Source organism: Moraxella sp. ZY200743 (genome assembly GCF_050885545.1).
Taxonomy (GTDB): Bacteria; Pseudomonadota; Gammaproteobacteria; order Pseudomonadales; family Moraxellaceae; genus Moraxella; species Moraxella haemolytica.
In genome coordinates this window covers 229,104-248,194 of the sequence record NZ_CP091313.1, presented here as the reverse complement: position 1 = coordinate 248,194, position 19,091 = coordinate 229,104, and the positions used below count along the sequence as shown (strand labels likewise).

Here is a 19,091-nt window from a genome sequence, read left to right as displayed (position 1 = left end):
CGGTCAAATTTACAGACCTTTTTTTATAAATTACCGATACGCCCTGATGCTAATTCCCATCAGTATTAATATAACCATATTGGCAAATGCAAATAATACCATATCAAGAAAATACAAACTTTGGTGCTGATAAAGCAATACCGAGACATTAGCCATAGATGCCAAACCAAATGAAAAACTCCAAAAACTTGGTCCTACACCTCCTTTAGCAATCCATGGTAATAATCGCAACAAAAACAACAACTGCAAAATACCGTAACCAAACAACATTTTTACAAAAATATCTACCGTGCCCACCACCGATATGTAGGCACTTGCTCCTACAAAAGCAGGGGCCAAAATAATACCAAAAGTAGCACGCAATTCTTTCACAACACTTTGAGTGCGAATATGTTGCAATAGCACAGGCTCAAACATCATCCATGCAAACATACCTGCACCAAAAAATAGCAATGCCAAATCCTTGTAACCCAGTAATGCTAATGCGTTAGCACTAATAAAATTACCTGCAATGGTGGGCAAATAAAAATGTGGCAGTGTGGTATTTTGAGTAAATGTATCGCCACGCCATAAAGAGCCAATCTGCCAAACATTGTAGCTTAGCTGTAGTAGAATTGAAGCAATAATAAACGCTTGACCAATATTAACATATCCCCATAAAACCCAAATTTCACCCACAACCATTGCACCAATTAGTATCAGCACTGGCAATGACAATCGTGCTGAATAATGCAATTCACCCAAAAAATGCTTGGGAGAAGAAACTGCTTTGCAAACATATAAAATGAATAAAAACAGCCAAATGGCAAACGCCCCCAAACCTAATGCAGTGCTAACATAATGACTAACCAAAAATACATTTTCGGCACGATACCACGCAATACTTAACGCCCCTAGACCCATTGGTATGCCAAAAAAAGCGATAGGTGGTAGCAATAACTTATCAAAAAACCCATGATTGGTGTGCATACACTTCTCTTTATTAGCCAATAACCCAAAAACAAAAACGCACAAAAAGATTTGTGCGTTTTTGATAAAAGAATATCATGCACCCATTTTGGCAACAGCTTCTTTGGTTGTCCAAAGGTCGTTGGCAATAATACGATAATTAATTAATGCCGCCAAATAACCATCACCTTCAGGAATGCGTGGTCCTGCGGTAGCATCTTTAACAACAGCGACCTCAAAACCCTGCTCTACAAGTTCACGCAAATGCGATTCAATGCATAAATTTGCTGCCATGCCCGCCAAAATGACTTGGTCAATTTTATGCTTGCGTAATTGCAACACCACATCATTAGTCTCTGGACCAAAAATTTTGTGTGGCGATGCGATGACAGTTTTGCCGTCATAGATATATTTTTTATAGCGTTCAACAAAATCAGCACCAGAACCTTCAAAACCTTCCATGGTATAAGCACCTTTGCGAGCAAACATATTGGTTGTGTGCATAAAATTTTCGCCCGGTGCCATAAACTGCCACTGATGGTCGGTGGGGTAATAGTAGTGTGGCGACACAAAGACAGGCATATCAACCTTTTTTGCAGCCTGAAACAGAGCTTCAATATTTTCTACGGTGTTGTTTTGTTGGATACTGTCTTTTAAGACTTCCCACATGACACCATTTGGGCTCAAAAAATCATTTTGTGGGTCCACAACCACCAAAGCCACTCGCTTAGGATTGATGGTCATACCAGATCGCTCTAGCCCATACTGCTTTGGTTCAGCATAAGGGTCGGCCACTATTGTCGCAGCTGTTTTGGCGTGAGCATGACCACCAATACCCAATGCACCCATCACACCAGCTGCCATTGCGACTGTACCAAAACCCAACGCATCACGGCGGTTTTGATCAATTTTTGCTCCATCATCTGGTAATTGCGATTGGTTGATGTCTGTATTTTGCATGACTACCTCTAAAATAACTACTTTTTAAATTAAACAATGTTGATAAAAAACAATCAATGACAAGACATCTTATTTGTGGGATTCTATCGCTTCTAAGGCTCGCAGTGAATAAGCATAAGCAGCACCTGCATTCAATGAGATGGCTGTTGCCAATGCCCCTGCAATTTCCGAATCAGTTGCTCCTGCAGCTAGAGCTTTTTGAGCGTGTACACCAATACAGCTTTCACAACGAGTGGTTATGGCAACAGCGATTGCGATGAGCTCACGAGTTTTTTCGTCCAGAGCTTCAGCGGCAGCTGCACTATCTAAAGCCTGATAGGCTTCTAGCATTTTTGGGTTGGTTTTACCCAGTTTGCCAAAAGATTGTTTGGTGTGGTTGGTGATGTGTTTCCAGTCAGCAAAAGACATGGGCAGTCTCCTTTATTAAAAATTAGTTTTTGATTGGTCGCAATATTAAAGTATAATTGCGTTGCGATGGTGCTATTATAAAGATATTTATTTGTTGTACTTATCTTTTTGTTTCAAAAAATAGTACAATTAATTCATTAGGAAGGTTTATGTTAGATAGCTTATTAACGCTGGCACAACTTCATGCAGGCGTACATATAGATTGTCGTTTGGGGGGTGAGTGGCAAATAGAACAACAGCCCACAGCAGGGCAAACCATGCTACACATCGTAACCAAAGGCACAGTACAGCTTGTGGTAAAAAACAAAACTTATATCTTAAAAGCTGGTGATATCGCCTTATTTTGTGGAATAAACCACTGCATACAAAATGTCAATACTGGTACGCATCGTTTGGTTGATACCACTTGTGCCATTCAAAGTATGTCAGGGGCGTTTTTGGTCAATCAAATTAGCAATCAGACCGATTGTACAATGCTCTGCTTAAACTTTTATGCAGATAAGCACAGTACCTTATTGGCAAGCCTGCCAGATTTTTTTATTGTAACTTTAAATGAACAAACGCTACATCCGTTAGTAGCATTGATGATTGACGAATCTCAAAATCCCAAGCAAATGGGTAATGCGTTTTTGGTTGATAATTTAGCTCAGTCAATACTCGTATATGTTTTGCGTGCCTTGCCTGCCGAAAAACTAGGCGGTGTATTAAGGGCATATCAGCATCCTAGATTATCAGAATTGATTGCAAAGATTGCTAGCAAACCTGACGATGATTTTAGTATATCTGCAATGTGCGAACAATTGCATTTATCTCGCTCAACACTCGTTAGGCTATTTCAAAAAACATTGGGAGTAGCACCACATACCTTTGTCAAAACCATGCGTCTTGAATATGCCGCAAAGCTTTTGCGTACCAGTCAGCAGTCGGTCTTACAAATTGCCATTGAGACAGGTTTTGGCTCACAGACACATTTTAATCGTGCATTTAAGGCACACTATGGCGTCTCTCCAAGTACTTATCGGCTCACATAGTGTGGCACTTCTCACAGATTACCACTTATAGGTCTTTGGCTAGACTAACATCTAGAACACAGTCCATTTGTCTTTTATCTTTACAACCAACAAGATGTTATTATACATTGAGCAAAAACTTAAAATGATTGCACATCAATAAACCACACCCATGAACCACACCTCACAATCTTAGATGGCACATTAAAGATTAGGTCGCAAAACTAAGACTAAGAACTAGATTGCTTGACTAACAAGGCTTAGTTTTTTAGCTTAGTTTTTATCCTTGCCTAATTGGTATCCGTGTTTGGCTTGACTGACTGGATAAAAACCTTGAAACATTAGCCAAAGCCTGCCAAATCATGTTAAAATAATCACATTCAAACAACCTGATTGTCCAACTAAGACCAACCCTAAACATAACAAATATCCAGTCTTTCATAAGCGAATGCTTGTGAGCATTTATACTGATGTATCTATATAAAGGACACTACATGGCCACCCTTGCCCAATACCTAGAAACCCACACCACTTCAGCGATTGCTAGCACCATGACTACGCTTGCTAAAGCCAGTATCGCCATCAGCCACCTGCTTGATAAAGGGGCATTGGCGGGTATTCATGGCGAAGCAGATGCCATGAATGTGCAGGGCGAAACCCAAAAAAAACTTGATGTCATCTCTAACGATCTACTGCTCGATGCCCTACTTGCCAACCCCAACTGTGCAGGTGTGGCAAGTGAAGAGCTTGACGAGATTAGCCCTGCCAATGCTGGTGGCACACTACTAGTCGCTTTTGATCCGCTAGATGGCTCAAGCAATATTGATATCAACATGACTGTTGGTACGATTTTTTCTATCTTGCCTTATCATAATCAAGGACAACAAGCAGTAGAGACAGACTTTTTACAAGCAGGCAAACACCAAGTCGCCTCTGGCTACTTTATCTATGGCACTTCCACCATGCTAGCAGTAACTTTTGGGTCAGGTGTGGCGATGTTTAGCCTAGACCCTGCCACCCAAAGCTACATACTCATTAACGATGATGTCCAAATCAGCGTACATACCGCCGAATACGCCATCAACGCTTCTAATCGCCGATATTGGCTACCGCCCATTGCACAGTACATTGAAGAGCTAACTCAAGGCGATGCAGGTGTACGCAACAAAGATTATAATATGCGTTGGGTGGCAGCGATGATTGCCGATGTGCATCGCATCTTGATGCGTGGCGGGGTATTTATGTATCCATTTGATACCAAGATTGCCGGCAAAGCTGGCAAACTTCGTCTCATGTACGAAGCCAACCCCATGAGCTTCATCATAGAACAAGCAGGCGGTGCCAGTAGAGATGGTGTACAGCGCATCATGGACATCACGCCTACCAGTATCCATCAGCGTATCCCTGTGGTACTGGGTGCAAAAGAAGAAGTGTCGTATGTCAAGGCACTACACGATCAGGCAGGAATTTTGGCAAATGGTGAGCCTGCATAATTGCAATCAACTTCATACAAATAAAAACCATCAATTTGTCGGTTTTTATTTTTTCAAAAACGGTCATCACAATGAACTTAATCACAAGTAAAGACAACCCCCTAATCAAAACCGCCCACGCCCTACTCACCGACCCAAAAAAACGCAAAAAATTAGCTCAAACGGTCATTGAAGGAGTGCATTTATTAGACGCTTACCTAAAAGCAAATAAAACACCCATCACCACAATCATCAGCGAAAGCGGTTTGGCAAATGCCGAAATCCAAGATTTGATAAGCAGATTCAATAAACAGCCTGTCATCATCAGCGACACTCTATATAAAAACATCCGCACGCTAGGCGAGTGCTTGCCAATCATGGCGGTCATCACGATACCAAATTTGACACTACACCAAAAGATAATCAAAGACTGTTTGATCATCAATGGCATTCAAGACACAGGCAATCTAGGCACACTACTTAGAACAGCCAGTGCCACAGGTTTTGATACTGTAATCTGCACCACAGGCACAGCCCACACCTACAATCCTAAGACACTTAGGGCCGGTATGGGGGCGAATTTTAGCTTAGATATCTATGACAATGTGAGTATTGATGAGATTTTTGAGTTCGTCAAAGTGCCATTATACGCCACGACCTCGCACGCAGATGGACTGATCTACCATAAAGACTTGACCCAGCCGTTGGCACTAATCATGGGGCATGAAGGTTCTGGCGTGGACAGGCTACTACTAGAGAGTGCCACCCCTCTCACCCTACCCCAATACGGACAAGAAAGCCTAAATGTCGGCGTAGCAGGCAGTGTATGCCTGTATGAGATACTGCGTCAGCGTCAGTTTGCCAAGCCACCCATCTCATCATAAAACATCATGAAATACAGACTAACCCCAAGATTACTGATGAGCTTTGTTATCTTAGCCGTCATCACACTCATCGCCATCGATGATAGACTCATCATCAAAGAATACCACGCTCATCAAGGCACGCCAGATGATCAGAGCATCACCGTCGCCATCATCACCGACTTACATGGTAATTTTTATGGCGATGGGCAGATTGAGTTGATTAAACCACTAAAAGACAGACGCCCTGAGATGATTTTATTGGGTGGCGATATTTATGATGATCAAATGCCACAAACGCACACCGATACTCTGCTTAGTCAGCTCACCGCCATCACACCGAATGTGTACTATGTCAATGGCAATCACGAGCTATATCTGCCAGCTAACGAGTATGCCAAGATAGAACAAAAAATCCAACGCTACGGCATTAAGATTCTACACGGTGAAAGTGCGGTTGTGCCGATTGATGGCAAAGCCAGTAATTTACGCATTCATGGCGTATCAGACCCTGTTCTGATAGAAAAATTTCATCAAGACTTACGCACGGTTGGACAGTCTGCCAATCCAAGCAACATCAATATCCTACTCGCTCATCGCCCTGAATATATTGATAGCTATCTACAGTACCCCTTTGATTTTATCGTTAGCGGTCATGCACACGGTGGTCAATGGCGTATTCCTTATGTGCTAAATGGCTTATTCGCCCCAAATCAAGGCTTGTTTCCAAAATACGCAGGCGGTGAATATCACTTTGACAACAGCCAATCTTACAGCCAACACAGCCAGTTCATCGTCAGTCGTGGACTTGCCACAAAATCCACACGCTTTATCCCCAGAATCTTTAATCGTCCAGAATTAGTATTTTTGACCATACCTAACGACTAACCAAAAAAAATCCCCATCATCCAAGATAGGGATTTTTGTTACTGATTCATGCGTGCCATATTGATGATCTAGCATCTTAATGGCTTGGCATTTTTAGCTTATTGTAACTTCTCGGTTTATAGCTTCTCAGTCAGCTCTGGCAGTGCAGTAAAAATATCAGCTTCCAAGAAATAATCCGCTACTTGAGCAATCGGTGCTTCTGGATCATTATTAATCGCCACGATGACCTTAGAGTCTTTCATGCCTGCCAAGTGCTGAATCGCACCTGAGATACCTGCAGCGATGTATAGATTGGGTGCAACGATTTTGCCTGTTTGACCAACCTGTAGATCGTTTGGTACAAATCCTGCATCTACCGCTGCACGGCTTGCACCCACTGCCGCACCCAATTTATCCGCCAGTGGCTCGATATATTTGGTAAAGTTCTCACCACTTGCTAAGGCACGACCACCAGATACCACGATACCTGCCGAGGTTAACTCTGGTCGGTCGGATTTGGCAAGCTCTTCTTTAATGAATAGCGATTTGCCTGCATCATTGCCAACATCGACATTCTCAATGCTTGCACTACCGCCAGTGGTAGCAGCGGCATCAAAGGCAGTTGTACGCACAGTTAGGACAATCTTCTCTTCTTCACTTCGTACAGTCGCGATGGCATTGCCTGCATAAATTGGGCGTTCAAAGGTTTTGGCATCAATGACCGCCGTGATGTCTGATACCATGCTGACATCTAAAAGGGCTGCCGTGCGTGGCAAAAAGTTTTTGCCTGTTGTGGTTGCAGGGGCGATGATGTGGCTATACACACCTGATAGCTCTACCACCAATGGTGCAATGTTCTCAGCCAGTTGATGAGTAAAAGCAGGGTTGTCCGCCAAAAGCACCTTGCTCACGCCTGCCACTTGAGTGGCGGCATCAGCGACAGCTTGTGCGTTTGCACCTGCCACCAAAACATGCACATCAGCATCAATTTGACCAGCTGCCGTGATGGCCGATAAGGTTGCAGATTTTAGTTCATTATTATCGTGTTCAGCATAGACTAATATACTCATATTTTTATCCTTTTTTGACCGACTTTGTGATAATCATACACCATCTTAGATGACTTTGGCTTCATTTTTAAGTTTATCAATCAGCTCATCAACACTCGCTACCTTCACGCCTGCACTACGCTCAGCAGGAGCTACTACTTTTAGAGTGCTTAATTTTGAACTCATGTCCACCCCAAAGTCAGCAGGCGTTTTGATATCCAAAGGTTTTTTCTTGGCCGCCATGATGTTTGGCAGTTTTGGGAAACGAGGTTCGTTTAGACGCAGGTCAGTTGTGATGATGGCAGGCAAAGACAGCTCAACCGTCTGCAATCCGCCATCAATCTCACGAGTTACCGTTACTTTATCGCCATTCACCACCACCTCTGAAGCAAAAGTACCTTGGGAAGCATTCATAAGTGCCGACAGCATTTGACCTGTTTGATTGTTGTCATCATCAATGGCTTGTTTACCCAACAAAATGATGCTTGCACCTTCAGACTCCGCCACACCTTTTAGGATTTTGGCGACTTGTAGCGGATAGGTCTTGGCATCAGTCTCAACCAATATGCCACGATCTGCACCCAGTGCCAATGCCGAGCGAAGCTGTTCTTGAGATTGAGTTGCCCCAATAGACACGGCGATGATTTCTGTTGCAATGCCTTTTTCTTTTAGGCGCACCGCCTCTTCAATGGCGATTTCACAAAATGGGTTAATACTCATCTTGGCATTGGTCAATTCCACACCTGATTCATCTGCCTTAACTCGTACTTTCACATTGTGGTCAACCACACGCTTTACAGCAACTAATACCTTCATGGTTCACTCCGTTTTTAGTCGTTTAAGAAATGATAACTGCTAAGAATATATCACATTTATTAGCTTTGTGCCATGACAGATTATCTAAAATTTATAATTTTTGGTCAAATTGTTCGTGTGAATGGGCGGTCATGATTCATAAATGACGCACCAAAATTTTTATCTTATTATTTCTTGTCTTATTGTCTCTTACGCCATCATCTCTTAAAGCACCAATCGCCAAGATAGCCCCAAATACATCTTAGCACCTAAAGCCGTCCCCTAGCCATCAAGCAATACCAACACATAAAATCTCCATACCAAAAATCACTCGCAAACAATGTCCATAAAAAAACACCCAAAAAATATTTGGGTGTTTTATAAAGATTACTTTATAAGATTAAAGTTTTTTAATCTCTTCAGCTTGTAGACCTTTTTTGCCTTCGCCTAGAATGAAAGCAACTTTTTGACCTTCAGCTAGGGTTTTAAAACCGCTGTCTACAATAGCACTGTAATGAGCGAAAACATCTTGACCGCCATTGTCTTGGGCAATAAAACCAAAACCTTTGGCTTCATTGAACCACTTTACTGTGCCTTGAACTTTGTTTGACATGAGAACTTTCCTATATATGATTGAAAATGGCAAAATTACCGAAAATAAATATTTATGTTGCCAAAACTGCAAAATAAGCCTAAATGTAGAAAGACGCTTACTCAACCAATACAATAAATCAAGCTATCACTAAGTTCAACAAGTTCACAGATGGTTCAAATACGCCCTAAAACCCACTTGTCCGCAAGTTTCAAAGTCGTTTTAACACTCGCCTAAGCGTTTGGTAAAAACAAAGATACATAAATACCACGACCGAAGTCAAGTTTAATTATAGCAGATTCTGCGGGGAAATTGGGGATTATTTTTACCGATTGCATATTTATTTGTAACCAAAGGCGGTGACAATGGGCAGTTTTGGCACCAAAAGCACAAAGATGCACAACGCCAAAAAAACCAATGCAAATGAACGGCTAAAATTAAGATACTTTTCAGGAATAACCAAATCCCTAGGGTCATCAATATTCGTTGCCGAGATGAGTTTGGCACTATAAAACCAGCCTGCCACACAGTACAGACCATAAACAGCCGCCACGCTCATTTGCAGGTTGTCCAGCTCCAAGAAAAACAACGCCAAGCCAGATGCCACAAACCATGCTGAGCTGATCAGACTGATGATAGCAAACGCACTCACTTCAGGAAGTTTGCCTGCATTTTTTAAGGTCCAGCTTGATTCAATCCACACCAACACCGCCACAACAGCACTTGCCATGACAAACATCTGCTCAAAACTTACCAACACCGCACACCCCTTTACTCATACATTTACACCCAAAAAGCCATTATTTTACATGAATTTTATTAAAATTTAACACAGCACATAGAATTTTTAATCAAAAAAACCAAAACAAAACAGCCGTCTTAAAGGACAGCTGTTTTGTCAATCAATCAAAAAAGATTAATTTTTCTCTTTATCAATGATTTTATTACCGCCAATCCAAGGCATCATCGCACGCAATTTGGCACCTGTTTTTTCAATTTCATGCTCGGCAGTGTTACGGCGGCGAGCGGTCATTGATGGATAGTTGAGTTGACCTTCAGCGATAAACATCTTGGCGTATTCGCCAGATTGGATACGCTTCAACGCATGACGCATGGCTTCACGAGATTGGTCATTGATGACCTCTACACCTGTTACATACTCGCCATATTCTGCATTGTTAGAGATTGAGTAGTTCATGTCAGCAATACCGCCTTCATACATCAAATCCACAATCAGTTTTAGTTCATGCAAGCACTCAAAATACGCCATCTCTGGAGCATATCCTGCTTCCACTAGAGTCTCAAAGCCCATTTTGACAAGCTCAACCGCACCGCCACACAGAACGGCTTGCTCACCGAATAGGTCGGTCTCAGTCTCATCTTTAAAGGTGGTTTCAATGATGCCAGAGCGACCGCCACCCACGCCAGAGGCATAAGACAACGCCACTTGTTTGGCTTGACCTGATACATCACGCCAGATAGCGATCAAATCAGGAATGCCGCCGCCTTTGACGAACTCAGAACGCACGGTATGACCAGGAGCTTTTGGTGCAACCATAATCACATCAAGGTCGGCACGAGGTTCCACTTGGTTATAGTGAATGGCAAAACCATGAGCAAAAGCAAGCGTTGCACCTTGTTTGATATTTGGCTCAATCACTTCTTTATAAAGCTGACGCTGAAATTCATCAGGGGTCAAAATCATCACCACATCAGCACCAGCGACCGCTTCGGCAGTTTCGGCAACTTTTAGACCAGTGTTCTCAGCCTTTTTCCAAGAAGCAGAGCCTGCACGCAAACCCACAGTAACATCAACGCCACTGTCTTTTAGGTTTAGGGCGTGGGCATGACCTTGCGAGCCATAACCGATGATGGCAACTTTTTTGCCTTGAATGATAGACAAATCACAATCTTTGTCATAATAGATATTTAAGCTCATACGAGTTTCCTTAAATAATGCCCGTAATTTAAGGGCGTGGGTTAATTAAAAACTTATTCTGTTTAGATAATTATTGACTTTTTTATCAAAAGAAAAAATTACGCTATTATCAATGATGCGATAAGCAATTAACAAGCAATCCACAGAAGTTTCTTTAAAAATTGATAAGGATTTTAGGATAACTGACTTATTTTCACTTTCAATCACATCATTTTCAAATAGTATCAAAAGTTTATCAGCAATCAATGCTCCGTCAATTTTATAAACGCTTTGTAATACGTGAATGACTTCATAAATGACGGCATTTAAACAAATCACATCATTATCATCAATGATTTGCTTGGCTTGTTGGCTTAATATATCGTGGTCTTGCAATAAAAAACACAACAAAATATTTGTATCAATCAATGCCATATTTTTTCCTGATTGCCATCTCTACCGCTTGTTCTTCTTTTGGTATTAAGTCAGAATTCGCAAATTGTGCCAACCCCCCCTGCAAAATCGGATTTTTTGGTTGGTTGTGATACATATTGATGTAAGGGCATTAAATGCACCTGCTCATCTTTGACAATGACTTGTAGTTGTTTTTCATCTTTGATGTATGCCTGCACCATTGGCGGTAGGTTGGCAAGCTCTATAATCATTTTATCTCCTTAAATCATTTTAATAGATAATCAATACTAATCATCTATCATGATTAACGGCTCATAATGTCGCTCTACATCAGCAGATACCACGCCCCACGCAGACAAACGCACACGAGCTTGATGAAAGTCGAAGGCTTCTTTGTTCACAAATTCTTCATAAACCCAAAACTTATCGGCATCGCTGTTGTCTTGTGTGATTTGAAATATTAAACAACCTCTTTCTTGACGTGTTAAGTCAATATGTTTTTTAAGTTCATCTAAAATAACTTGCCGATTGGTTTTAGGAATGATGATATGACCTTTTAAGACAACTTTTGCCATCACAAAGAAAGCGTCCGCTCGCCCCGTGCAATGCCAATCACGCCAGAGCGTACTACTTCTAGAATTTTATCACGCCCAACAACTTCAATAAAGCCGTCCAACTTGCCTGCATCGCCTGTGATAAGAATGGTATAAAGGTTTGCGGACACATCCACGATTTGGGCTCGGAATATATCCACCGTGCGATACACCTCTTCACGGTATGCCCCAGTTGCTCGCACTTTGATGAGCATCAGCTCACGCTCAATCTGATTACCACCAGAGACCTCAGATAGGTTTTGGACTTTGACGACTTCAATGAGTTTGTGCAGTTGTTTGGTAATCTGCTCAATCTTATCAGCGGTGGTAATCGTGGTCAAGGTTAGTCGTGATAGCGTAGGGTCTTCGGTCGCCGCCACATTGAGCGTATCAATGTTATAACCGCGCTGGCTAAATAGCCCAACCACACGAGACAGCGAGCCTGCTTCGTTTTCCATCAACACAGAAATCAGATGTTTTTGTACTTGTGCCATTAGGTACGCTCCCCTTTTGATAACCACATATCACGCATGGATTGTCCTGCCACTTGCATTGGATAGACATGCTCTGCCTTATCCACATAGACATCAATGAACACCAAGCCGTCCATCTCTAAGGCTGCTTTTAGCTCGGCTTCCATCGTTGCAGGATTGGTGATTTTGACGCCTTTATGCCCATAACTTTCGGCAAGTTTGACAAAATCAGGCAACGATTGCATATAGCTTTGGGCATGGCGAGCCTCATAGAGCATATCTTGCCACTGTTTTACCATGCCAAGCTGAGCATTATTTAAATTCAAAATCTTAACAGGCAGATTGTACTGCAAACAGGTGGACAGCTCTTGGATATTCATCTGGATTGAGCCTTCGCCTGTGATACACACCACCGTCTTTTCGGGGCGGGCAAGTTTGGCCGCCATCGCATAAGGCAAGCCCACGCCCATCGTGCCAAGTCCACCAGAGTTTAGCCATTGGCGTGGCTCGTCATATTTATAATAAAGAGCGGCGAACATCTGATGCTGACCAACATCAGATGTAATGATTGCCTTGCCGTCTGTCAGTTTATAAAGCGTCTCAACCACACGCTGCGGCATGATGGCGTGAATGGGTGCGTCTGTGTCAGCACCATAACGCAGTCCATGACGCTTACGCCATTCACCAATCTGCTTCCACCAATCATTCAGAACGTGCTCATCAAGGCGTCTGTCGCTTGATTTGATGACATTCACCATCTCTGTCAAGACAGGCTTGACATCACCGACAATAGGGATATGAGCGGTAATGGTTTTTGAGATAGAAGTTGGGTCAATGTCAATATGGATAATGGTCGCATTTGGGCAGAATTTTTTGACATTATTGGTAACACGGTCATCAAATCTTGCCCCTACCGCCACAATAACATCAGCATGATGCATGGTCATATTGGCTTCATAGGTGCCGTGCATACCCAACATACCAACGAACTGCTCGCTCGTGGCAGGATATGCCCCAAGCCCCATCAAGGTGCTGGTTACAGGTAGTTTTAATAGATTGGCAAACTCACGAAGCTCATCAGAAGCACCACCTTGAACCACACCACCCCCTGAATACAGTATAGGGCGTTTGGCAGATAGCAGTAAATCCACCGCCTTTTTGATTTGACCGGCATGACCTTTAAGGTTGGGCTGATAAGAACGCAGATTGACCGACTCTGGCATGAAGTAATCAAACTTATCGGCAGGATTGGTCATGTCTTTAGGGATATCAACAACCACAGGTCCGGGTCTGCCAGAGCTTGCAAGATAAAAGGCTTTTTTGATGATGGCAGGAATGTCTTTTGGGTCTCTCACCACAAAGCTGTGCTTGACAATAGGGCGAGAAATGCCGACCATATCACACTCTTGGAAAGCATCATCACCAATCAGCGTGCTTGGCACTTGTCCTGCCAAAACAACCATCGGAATACTATCCATAAAGGCAGTGGCAATGGCGGTAACGGTATTGGTTACACCAGGTCCTGATGTGGCAAGCACAACACCAGTACGCCCTGTTACACGACTATAGGCATCAGCCATATGTCCTGCTGCCTGCTCATGGCGAACTAGGATATGCTCGATTTTATCTTGCTTAAACAGGGCATCGTAGATATGCAGTACCGCCCCGCCAGGGTAGCCAAAAATGTGTGTTACGCCTTCATCTACCAAGGCTTGTACAAGTAACTCGCCACCACTCATGGTAACGGTTTCGCCACGAGCAAGTTTGGCTTGATTTTCATGAAATGCACTGTATGTCATGGTGTATCCTTTTTATCCAACATGGGATAAATTTACCAAATAGACATGGCTCGATACAGACCCAAAAGGACAAAAGGCATATAAAGACAGCCCCACAGGGCAAAGAAAGGATGAATTTCTACTGTCTTGCAGACCGATAAGTCCAAGCAATGTTAAAAAACGCACAAGCAAACGGTAATTTGTTCATGGTTTGATAACAAACGGAGCTGTTGAGTGAGCTACGCCGACTTTTATTGAATTGTTCAATAATTATCAATCAATAACTATTGTTTATAAAATAAATAACTTCTTGAATAATAAGTTATTAAAAATCAATTTGAGTATATTACCCTAAAATGAGCATTTTGCCAACTGCTTTTTATCTATTTTTAACAATTATTGAATACATGATTTCCATTTTAAATGCCAGATTAAGGTCAAATAATACCCACTATTTCATCATACTCCCAGCTAATCATGCTACAATAAACCCATCTAGTTACTCATCAGACCTTATGATAAGATATCTATCACTGCTTGCTATCTGCCTGTCCATGCACACATTCGCCCTGCCGATTTATTATAGCATTGGCACGCATGGCGAGCCTCGTTATAGTCAGCTACCGCCACAAGGTAGCTTTCAGGTTCTGCACTTTCATCACAAGACTCCAATCACTCACAACCCCATCAAACAGCAACAATGCCAGACCCTGCGTGATAACTTAGCTGCACTTAGTGCCAATGGTGTAATATACGAGATTGACGCTAAAGGCAGTCGCCACGAGATGACTGCCAAACAAATACATGACAGAAAAACCCAAACCGAACAAGCCTTACAAGCTCACTGCCAATAATCAAAACCGCTCACAATACTCATAAAAAAGACCGTTCTATAACGGTCTTTTTAATCTACGACTTATGCAGGAATACGAAGCACCTGACCAACATAAATTTTATCAGGATGCGTAAGTAGTGGGCGATTTGCCTCAAAGATTTTATTGTATTCATTGGCATTGCCGTACATTTCTTTGGCGATTTTAGATAGTGTATCGCCAGATTGTACGGTATAAAAACGAGACTCAGGCTCTGGCGTTGCCACAGTCAGCTGGTCGTCCACTTGTGCAACATGCTGTACATTACCTGCTGCTAGCACTGCTTTTTCACGGTCGGCTTGTGATGCTGCCTCACCTGTCAGTACCACCGTGTCAGTATCGCCATTGTAGCTGACCTTTAGGGCGTTAATATTAGCATTGGCTTGTATGCGAGCAAGTAGCAAGTTAGCAATTTCTTGTGCGGTTGGTTCGGTGGTTGCTGGTGTAGCATCAGTAGATACTTGTTCTTGTTTATTACGATTAAAAATCTTGTCGCCGATTTCTTTGGCAAAACTAAAAATACTCATGATAAAACTCCCATTTATTGATAAGACCACTGATAAATTCCAAACTTAAAGCAGTCTAAATTAAAATTATCTATCTATCAGTCAAAAAAGACTGTCAGCAAGAATTACACTGTCATCTTAACTCAATTTCATCACATAAATCACCAAGTTTTGCTATGAAATTGTTATAAAATGTATTTGCCATTAAAAACACCCCAAAGGTTAGTTTAGCATCTAACTTTTGGGGTGTGGTTTACAGCAAGCAGTCTTTTGGTTTTATTAAGTCAATCTCACTGCTTACCGAATCAGCTCCGATGGGATTTCCCCATCCACTGATTCTATGATTTCCTGCTCCATCTCATCTTGATCGGTCATTGTTAATGCTTGGTTGTTCGTATCAATATCTACAGTCTCATCATCAGTAGCAGGTCGTACAGTCGGCTCGGCAGGCTCGGCAGACATTGGCACAACCTCCATCATTTCTGCTTTTTCTATCGGCGATTCTTCTGTTTTTGAACAGGCACTCACCATAACCACCAAACTTAATACTGCATAAACAAACTTTTGCATCACCCTCTCCAAAACCAATCACCATCATCACTAAGGTGTCTATTTTATGATATCACAGCCCATATGGAAAGATGGCTTTTATTATTTAAATCAGCACATCAAAAAATAAAAACCAGACAGGCGAACACCCGTCTATTTATGGGTAATCAAAAAGATTGTAACCATCATTCCAAACGCCCTTTTTACAGCCCATTAAGAAATCTTGCCATGGCACTGCTTATATTTTAGACCGCTGCCACACGGACAAGGTGCATTACGGTTGATGTTTGGCGGAATGATGACATCTTCATCTGCCATACGCTCTGCTTGGGTTTCATCAATGGCAGTAGGCGTATGCACAAAGGTGATATTTTGAGTAAAGACAGGCTGTCCTTCATTAGATACATTGCGTGCCGTCTCATCACTCGCACCCGCCACTTCGTGTTCAAACTGCATTCGCATCTGTTCAATTTGTCGACGGCGTTCTTCTTCTAAAGCAGCCAATTCTTCTGGTGTTGGCACATGGATGCGAGCCAAGTCCTGCACCACATCTGATTTAATCGCACCAAGCATGGATTGAAATAACTCAAAAGACTCACGCTTATACTCTTGTTCTGGATTCTTTTGAGCATAACTACGAAGATGAATGCCCTTACGCAACTGATCCATCTGGGTAAGATGCTCCTTCCAATGGCGGTCAAGGCTTTGTAGCATAAAATGACGCTCAAGCTGAACCGCACTGTCCTCACCCATCTGAGCTCTTCTGTCCTCATAGCGAGCGATTGCCGTCTCCACCACTTTTTGACGCAAACCCTCTTCATCAAGACGGCGGTCAGCATCAAGCCAATCATTGATTGGCATATAAAAACGAAATGCGTCTTCAATCTCATCTTCTAACCCATCAATATTCCACTGGTCATCAACCGAGCCAGGCGGCACAAACTGTGCAATCAAAGCATTGTATACCTCATGGTGCATCTCTTTGATGGATTCTTTTAGATTGGCTTGACCAAGTAAATCATCACGCTGCGAATAAATAACTTTACGCTGTTCATTGGCAACATCATCGTATTTGAGTAGGTTTTTTCTGGCATCAAAGTCTCGTGCCTCAACCTTGCCCTGAGCACCCTCAATGGAGCGAGAAACCATCTTATGCTCAATCGCTTCATCCTCTTTTAGACCCATCGCACGGAACATATTAACCACACGCTCGCCTGCAAAAATACGCATCAAGTCATCTTCCAAAGATAGGAAAAACCTTGACTGACCAGGGTCGCCCTGACGACCAGCACGACCACGCAACTGGTTATCAATACGGCGAGATTCGTGGCGTTCTGAACCGATGATATGCAGACCGCCTGCTGCTTTCACCTGCTCATTCTTAATCTGCCAGTCAGCTTGTAGCTCAGCTTTTTGATTCTCAGTCAATTCGTGTAGATTTTCAACCTGAGCTTGCCAGTTGCCACCCAAAATGATATCCGTACCACGACCTGCCATGTTGGTGGCGATGGTAACAGCACGGGGTCTGCCTGCTTGAGCGATGATTTCCGCTTCTCGTTCGTGTTGCTTGGCATTTAAGACATTATGGGCAATGCCTGCTTGATCAAGTAGATGTGATAGCTCTTCAGATGCTTCAATGGTCGCCGTACCTACCAGTACCGGAGCACCTTTGGCAGTGATTTGCTGAATCTCTTTGATGATGCCTTGATATTTGCCCAGTTTGGTTAAGAAAATTTGGTCATCCATGTCAATACGAGCAATCGGACGATGCGTTGGAATGATGACCACATCCAAGTCATAAGTAGACTTAAATTCTGCCGCTTCGGTATCTGCCGTACCTGTCATGCCTGATAGTTTGTCATATAGGCGGAAGTAATTTTGGAAAGTGGTGGTTGCCATCGTCTGGTTTTCAGCTTGTATTTCAACCCCTTCTTTGGCTTCTACCGCTTGATGCAGACCTTCGCTCCAACGACGCCCTGGCATGGTACGGCCTGTATTTTCATCAACAATGATGACCTCACCTTCATGGACAATGTAGTGAATATTTTTGATGAAAATATGATGTGCTCTGATGGCAGCTTGTACATGAGCCAATAGCGGTAGGCGAGCAGGACTATACAAACTTTCTTTTTCGCCAAGCTCACCCACCTCTATTAAAAATTTCTCTATCTTCTCGTAGCCTTTTTCGCTAATCTCAATGGCACGGTTTTTCTCATCAATCCAAAAATCACCATCTTTATTCTCCTTGTTCGCCTCTTCATCTTCTGAGCGTATCAAGCGTGGCACGATGGTGTTGATTAGTGAGTACAGCTCGGCAGAATCTTCTGCCTGACCTGAGATAATCAGTGGTGTGCGAGCCTCATCAATCAAAATACTATCAATCTCATCAATGATACAGTAGTTCAAAGGACGCTGCTTTTTCTCATCAAGGCTAAATACCATGTTATCACGCAGATAATCAAAGCCGTATTCGTTGTTTGTGCCATAAGTGATGTCAGCACGATAGGCGTCAAACTTCTCATGTGGCGGCTGCTGACTATAAATCACGCCAACCGTTAACCCCAAGAAATTAAATAACGGGCGATTTAGCTCCGCATCACGGCTTGCCAAGTAGTCATTAACCGTAACAACATGCACGCCTTTACCGCTGATGGCATTGATGTACATGGCTAGCGTACCCATCAGGGTTTTACCCTCACCTGTCTTCATCTCGGCGATTTTGCCCTCATGGAGTGTGATGCCACCAATGAGCTGTACATCATAATGACGCATACCATTGACTCGTTTAGATGCTTCACGACACACCGCAAACGCCTCTGGTAGTAGCTTGTCTAAACTTTCACCGTTAGCATGACGCTCTTTAAACTCGGTGGTTTTTTGGCGTAATTCATCATCAGATAACGCAGAAATACTAGGCTCTAGGGCGTTGATTGTCGCCACAATCTTACGCATACGCTTTAGTTCACGCTCATTTTTAGTACCGATAACACTACCAATAATTTTACTTAACATGGTTAATCTTTC

21 protein-coding genes are annotated in these 19,091 nt (G+C 42.7%); 5 read left to right on the top strand and 16 right to left on the bottom strand.

Annotated features, from left to right (window positions below; translation table 11 throughout):
• Positions 1 to 30 precede the first annotated feature (30 nt).
• The 3 genes from L3D27_RS01090 to L3D27_RS01080 form a co-directional block, all read right to left on the bottom strand.
• Positions 31 to 969: a dicarboxylate transporter/tellurite-resistance protein TehA gene (locus tag L3D27_RS01090; protein ID WP_432481332.1), complete on the bottom strand. Its 939-nt coding sequence runs from the start codon at positions 967 to 969 to the stop codon at positions 31 to 33.
• 75 nt (positions 970 to 1,044) lie between these two features.
• Entirely contained in the window at positions 1,045 to 1,908 is an 864-nt protein-coding gene (locus L3D27_RS01085) for a cysteine hydrolase (protein ID WP_284673867.1), read from the bottom strand.
• A 69-nt stretch (positions 1,909 to 1,977) separates the two neighbouring features.
• Positions 1,978 to 2,316: a carboxymuconolactone decarboxylase family protein gene (locus L3D27_RS01080; RefSeq protein ID WP_373627982.1), complete on the bottom strand. Its 339-nt coding sequence runs from the start codon at positions 2,314 to 2,316 to the stop codon at positions 1,978 to 1,980.
• Positions 2,317 to 2,465: 149 nt separating this feature from the next.
• Between L3D27_RS01080 and L3D27_RS01075 the strand changes: the two genes are divergently transcribed.
• The 4 genes from L3D27_RS01075 (at position 2,466) to L3D27_RS01060 (ending at position 6,549) form a co-directional block, all read left to right on the top strand.
• Positions 2,466 to 3,347, top strand: coding sequence for an AraC family transcriptional regulator (locus L3D27_RS01075; RefSeq protein WP_373627984.1), 882 nt, complete (start codon positions 2,466 to 2,468; stop codon positions 3,345 to 3,347).
• A 473-nt stretch (positions 3,348 to 3,820) separates the two neighbouring features.
• Positions 3,821 to 4,819 (top strand): class 1 fructose-bisphosphatase, encoded by a 999-nt coding sequence (locus L3D27_RS01070; protein ID WP_284673864.1) that lies wholly within the window; start codon positions 3,821 to 3,823, stop codon positions 4,817 to 4,819.
• A gap of 71 nt (positions 4,820 to 4,890) precedes the next feature.
• Positions 4,891 to 5,682 carry a TrmH family RNA methyltransferase gene (locus L3D27_RS01065; RefSeq protein WP_432481331.1) on the top strand — a complete coding sequence of 264 codons (792 nt, stop codon included), beginning with the start codon at positions 4,891 to 4,893 and terminating at the stop codon, positions 5,680 to 5,682.
• A gap of 6 nt (positions 5,683 to 5,688) precedes the next feature.
• Positions 5,689 to 6,549, top strand: coding sequence for a metallophosphoesterase (locus tag L3D27_RS01060; protein WP_432481330.1), 861 nt, complete (start codon positions 5,689 to 5,691; stop codon positions 6,547 to 6,549).
• A gap of 116 nt (positions 6,550 to 6,665) precedes the next feature.
• Here the strand turns inward: L3D27_RS01060 and L3D27_RS01055 are convergent, their stop codons facing one another.
• The 10 genes from L3D27_RS01055 to L3D27_RS01010 form a co-directional block, all read right to left on the bottom strand.
• The gene (locus L3D27_RS01055; RefSeq protein ID WP_432481328.1) at positions 6,666 to 7,598 is read right to left on the bottom strand and encodes an FAD-binding protein; all 933 of its coding nucleotides are present in this window, start codon (positions 7,596 to 7,598) and stop codon (positions 6,666 to 6,668) included.
• A 45-nt stretch (positions 7,599 to 7,643) separates the two neighbouring features.
• Entirely contained in the window at positions 7,644 to 8,393 is a 750-nt protein-coding gene (locus L3D27_RS01050; RefSeq protein WP_432481326.1) for an electron transfer flavoprotein subunit beta/FixA family protein, read from the bottom strand.
• A gap of 379 nt (positions 8,394 to 8,772) precedes the next feature.
• Complete coding sequence (locus tag L3D27_RS01045) at positions 8,773 to 8,985, bottom strand: cold-shock protein (RefSeq protein ID WP_284673859.1); 213 nt, start codon at positions 8,983 to 8,985, stop codon at positions 8,773 to 8,775.
• Positions 8,986 to 9,304: 319 nt separating this feature from the next.
• Complete coding sequence (locus L3D27_RS01040) at positions 9,305 to 9,724, bottom strand: hypothetical protein (protein ID WP_284673858.1); 420 nt, start codon at positions 9,722 to 9,724, stop codon at positions 9,305 to 9,307.
• A gap of 156 nt (positions 9,725 to 9,880) precedes the next feature.
• A complete protein-coding gene (ilvC, locus tag L3D27_RS01035; protein WP_284673857.1) occupies positions 9,881 to 10,903 on the bottom strand; it encodes a ketol-acid reductoisomerase in 1,023 nt (340 codons plus the stop codon).
• Positions 10,904 to 10,948: 45 nt separating this feature from the next.
• Positions 10,949 to 11,317: a PIN domain-containing protein gene (locus tag L3D27_RS01030; protein ID WP_432481325.1), complete on the bottom strand. Its 369-nt coding sequence runs from the start codon at positions 11,315 to 11,317 to the stop codon at positions 10,949 to 10,951.
• Between the two features lie 50 nt (positions 11,318 to 11,367).
• On the bottom strand, positions 11,368 to 11,547 hold the full coding sequence (locus tag L3D27_RS01025; protein WP_432481324.1) for a hypothetical protein: 180 nt from the start codon (positions 11,545 to 11,547) through the stop codon (positions 11,368 to 11,370).
• Positions 11,548 to 11,583: 36 nt separating this feature from the next.
• On the bottom strand, positions 11,584 to 11,871 hold the full coding sequence (locus L3D27_RS01020; RefSeq protein WP_373627992.1) for a putative quinol monooxygenase: 288 nt from the start codon (positions 11,869 to 11,871) through the stop codon (positions 11,584 to 11,586).
• A complete protein-coding gene (ilvN, locus tag L3D27_RS01015; protein ID WP_284673856.1) occupies positions 11,871 to 12,383 on the bottom strand; it encodes an acetolactate synthase small subunit in 513 nt (170 codons plus the stop codon). The genes L3D27_RS01020 and ilvN overlap by 1 nt, the downstream gene beginning before the upstream one ends.
• Positions 12,383 to 14,161 (bottom strand): acetolactate synthase 3 large subunit, encoded by a 1,779-nt coding sequence (locus L3D27_RS01010; RefSeq protein ID WP_432481322.1) that lies wholly within the window; start codon positions 14,159 to 14,161, stop codon positions 12,383 to 12,385. Before L3D27_RS01010 ends, ilvN begins: the two co-directional genes overlap by 1 nt.
• A 494-nt stretch (positions 14,162 to 14,655) precedes the next feature.
• Between L3D27_RS01010 and L3D27_RS01005 the strand changes: the two genes are divergently transcribed.
• Positions 14,656 to 14,994, top strand: coding sequence for a hypothetical protein (locus L3D27_RS01005; protein ID WP_373627995.1), 339 nt, complete (start codon positions 14,656 to 14,658; stop codon positions 14,992 to 14,994).
• Positions 14,995 to 15,056: 62 nt separating this feature from the next.
• On the opposite strand, the gene lysM is transcribed toward L3D27_RS01005, so the two are convergent.
• The 3 genes from lysM to secA form a co-directional block, all read right to left on the bottom strand.
• Entirely contained in the window at positions 15,057 to 15,539 is a 483-nt protein-coding gene (gene lysM / locus L3D27_RS01000; protein ID WP_373627996.1) for a peptidoglycan-binding protein LysM, read from the bottom strand.
• 276 nt (positions 15,540 to 15,815) lie between these two features.
• Positions 15,816 to 16,088 carry a hypothetical protein gene (locus L3D27_RS00995; RefSeq protein ID WP_284673852.1) on the bottom strand — a complete coding sequence of 91 codons (273 nt, stop codon included), beginning with the start codon at positions 16,086 to 16,088 and terminating at the stop codon, positions 15,816 to 15,818.
• Between the two features lie 192 nt (positions 16,089 to 16,280).
• Positions 16,281 to 19,079, bottom strand: a complete 2,799-nt coding sequence (gene secA / locus L3D27_RS00990; RefSeq protein ID WP_432481320.1) for a preprotein translocase subunit SecA — start codon at positions 19,077 to 19,079, stop codon at positions 16,281 to 16,283.
• Between the last annotated feature and the right edge of the window lie 12 nt (positions 19,080 to 19,091).